This is a genomic window from Turicibacter sp. (assembly GCF_017941855.1).
Lineage (GTDB): Bacteria > Bacillota_I > Bacilli_A > MOL361 > Turicibacteraceae > Turicibacter > Turicibacter sanguinis.
In genome coordinates, this window is record NZ_JAGAVR010000096.1 from 1 (window position 1) to 3155 (window position 3155).

Sequence of the window (3155 nt, forward strand, 5' to 3'; positions counted from 1 at the left end):
CAAAGAAATGCGGGTGTAGTTTAATGGTAGAACTTCAGCCTTCCAAGCTGACTGTGAGAGTTCGATTCTCTTCACCCGCTCCAATAGCGAATAGTGCACTCGAAAGAGTGCTTTTTTTGTGCGTCAAAGAGGTGACTGAAATACGTAAACTAACATTTTTCATGTTTCTTTATTGAATATTATTACTAATCAAATTTTCATCAATTATAGCCAATTGTAATGAATAACTTTAAACGAAAACTTTAGGTAGCTTGGCTACTAGTTTTATAGAATTGGTTAGGTTTGGAATTTTTAGAAGCGGGAAAATGCTTTGTATGACAGATACTTAGTAGTAAAAGTTATGATATAGAAAAGTACTTTGTTTGTTGAATTTAAATATGGGTGTAGGAGATTGTTAAAATATTATAGATAGAAGAAGTATATATTTTATGATTTTATAAAGTTCTTTGAATTTCTGATGAGAGTAAGAGTAGAGGATATTCTTTTTCACGCGTAGAAATTTTATAATAATACGCAAAATGATAAGTTGATTTATCGGTGGATGTGTGAAATTTTAAAATAGTCACTATTACCGCTTAAATGTCTTATTACATTTTTGATTTTACATCGTCTAATATGTGTTTTATTCTAGGAAAAAAGAGATTGAACAAGGTAGAATTTATCAAGGATAATTTTAGCTTGATAAATAAGTTACTTAATTAAACTGATATAAGATGAATAAATGTTAATGATAATATTTTTGATGCAGGAACTAGTTTCTTTTTTATATCGTTTAAAATAAGATAGAAAATAGGTTAGATATTGATTAATCTATTTTCTATCAGTATCATACGAGAGAAATAACATCCTTTCTACTGATGACTTCACTGATTTAAATTCATCAAACAAAGATTTTTAGGTAGATAACTAAAAATCAAAGCCTGGATTCATAAAGAGGGGGATAGATTTATTAATTGATGAGTGAGAGAGTTTTGAGGAGGGGATATGATATCCTACTCTGAGACTTTATTCTAAGTTGCTAAGGTAATAGAATATTGTGAGATTAAGAAGATACTATAGTTTGATGTGCACCCCAAATGTTAGACTAAAAATTCTAACTTTAGGGGTGCATTTTTATGACCAAATATAATCCGAAATTTAAACATCAAGTGATTAAAGAATATTTAAATGGTAATGTAACTTATGCTTACCTTACTCAAAAATATCAGATTTCAAGTTCTAAATAGGTTCAAGAATGGGTTAGACAATACAAATTATTTGGAAAAAAGGGATTAGAGCGTAAACAAAGACAAGATTACACTGGTGAATTTAGGTTAAATGTATTAAACTATATGAAAACAACAGGTGCCTCATATAGTATGACTACTAATCACTTTGGAATTTCAGATATCGGAACCATTGCGAATTGGAATACAAAATTTCTTAGAGATGGTATTGAGGCATTCTTTAAACCGAAAGGAAGGCCTCAATCCCCTATGACAAAAGCAAAACAATCTAAACAATCCAAAACATTAACACGTGAACAACAATTAGAAGAAGAAAATAAATGATTAAGAATAGAGATTGAATACTTAAAAAAGTGTCAGGCTCATGGGATTGCCCCCTGGAGTCACACAATTAAATCAAAACAAAAATCATAGAAGAATTAACGGATGAGTTTCATTTATCCGATATTTTAAAAGTGACGAAATTTCCAAAATCAACTTACTATTACTGGGGCAAAAAGATGGAACAAGATAATCCAGATCAAGAGCTTGAAGACCTCATTTTAACTATTTTTAAAGAAAATGATGAGAATTACGGTTATCGTCGAATCACAGATGAGCTTCATCATCGAGGTCATCAGGTTAACCATAAGAAAGTTTATCGCCTGATGAAAAAGCTAGGAATTAGTTGTATTAAGTTTAGCCATAAAACACGTAAATATCGCTCATATAAAGGGAAAATAGGAACTATCGCAAAGAATCGAATCAATCGTCGATTTCATACACCTTATCCTTATCAGAAACTCACAACAGATGTGACTAAATTTAAAACACAAGAAGGAAAGAAATTATATTTAAGCCCTATCATGGACATGGCAACAGGTGAAATTTTATCCTTTTCAATGAGTCATAAACCTGACTTAAGTTTTGTCATGGAGTCATTAAATCAAGTCCTACCTATAATCAAACAAGCAACCTATAGAACAACGATTCATTCCGATCAAGGTTGGCAGTATCGGCATCAAAAGTGGGTTCAAACCTTAAAGAAAAATAGAGTCTTTCAAAGTATGTCACGAAAAGGGAATTGTTTAGATAATTCTCCTATGGAAAACTTCTTTGGCATACTTAAGCAAGAAATGTACTATGGAAAGACATTTAAAACCTATGAGGAGTTAAAAGAAGCCATTGAAAAATATATATACTACTATAATCATAAACGAATCAAAAGAAAATTGGCTGGCATGAGTCCAGTCCAATAGCAAATTCATACCAGCCAATTAGCTGCATAATATTAAGTTCAACTTTTGGGGTTCACTACAGTTCTTTTTTTTTGAGAAGGTTTTTTAGATAAATAGGGATTGATTATCTCTTCAAATTTAACATTATTTCTTTAATTAAATATAAGTGTCATGGAGTAATAAATAAAAAAATGTTATTTAAACCAGAGCTAAACAGGATGTACTCTACTCATGATGAGTGAAGCAATAAGATAAACTCTTCTTAAAAACAAAGCTAATAATCTCATTTAATTTAACATCATCAAAATAATTTCCAGAAAAGATAATGTTTTTATTTTTAATATTTAAAATCGTTCTAGTACAAAGTTAAATAAGAAATCAAAATTTATTCTTTTAATACTGTTTAGTAGATATAGCGGAATGAAATAGTGAGTTGATGTGACTTTTATTGTTATATCAAAAAGTATTACACACCATTAATTAGGTTGTAAAAGTATTTTTATAAAGTAAGTATTATATACAAATTCTTCAATAAGTAAAAAAGATAAAAAAATGTTTAAAAAGATTTGACACCATACAATAGAAATGTTAAAATAATCAAGTCGTCGAAAGAAGACAAAAAAAGAAATCGAAAGATTTTGAAAAAACTTCAAAAAAGTGTTTGACAGAAAGAGTTAAACATGATAAGATAATCAAGTCGCTGAAACAAGTG

At 29.4% G+C, this 3155-nt stretch carries 1 protein-coding gene, 1 tRNA gene and 1 pseudogene; all 3 read left to right on the forward strand.

Features of this window, described 5'->3' with window-relative positions:
- Nucleotides 1–9 precede the first annotated feature (9 nt).
- The 3 genes and pseudogenes from J6D32_RS10015 (at nucleotide 10) to J6D32_RS10030 (ending at nucleotide 2464) form a co-directional block, all read left to right on the forward strand.
- Nucleotides 10–83, forward strand: a tRNA-Gly gene (locus tag J6D32_RS10015).
- Between the two features lie 1236 nt (nucleotides 84–1319).
- Nucleotides 1320–1550, forward strand: a pseudogene (locus J6D32_RS10025) (helix-turn-helix domain-containing protein); the annotation flags it as partial.
- A gap of 86 nt (nucleotides 1551–1636) precedes the next feature.
- Complete coding sequence (locus tag J6D32_RS10030) at nucleotides 1637–2464, forward strand: IS3 family transposase (protein ID WP_287467645.1); 828 nt, start codon at nucleotides 1637–1639, stop codon at nucleotides 2462–2464.
- The last annotated feature ends 691 nt before the right edge of the window (nucleotides 2465–3155 follow it).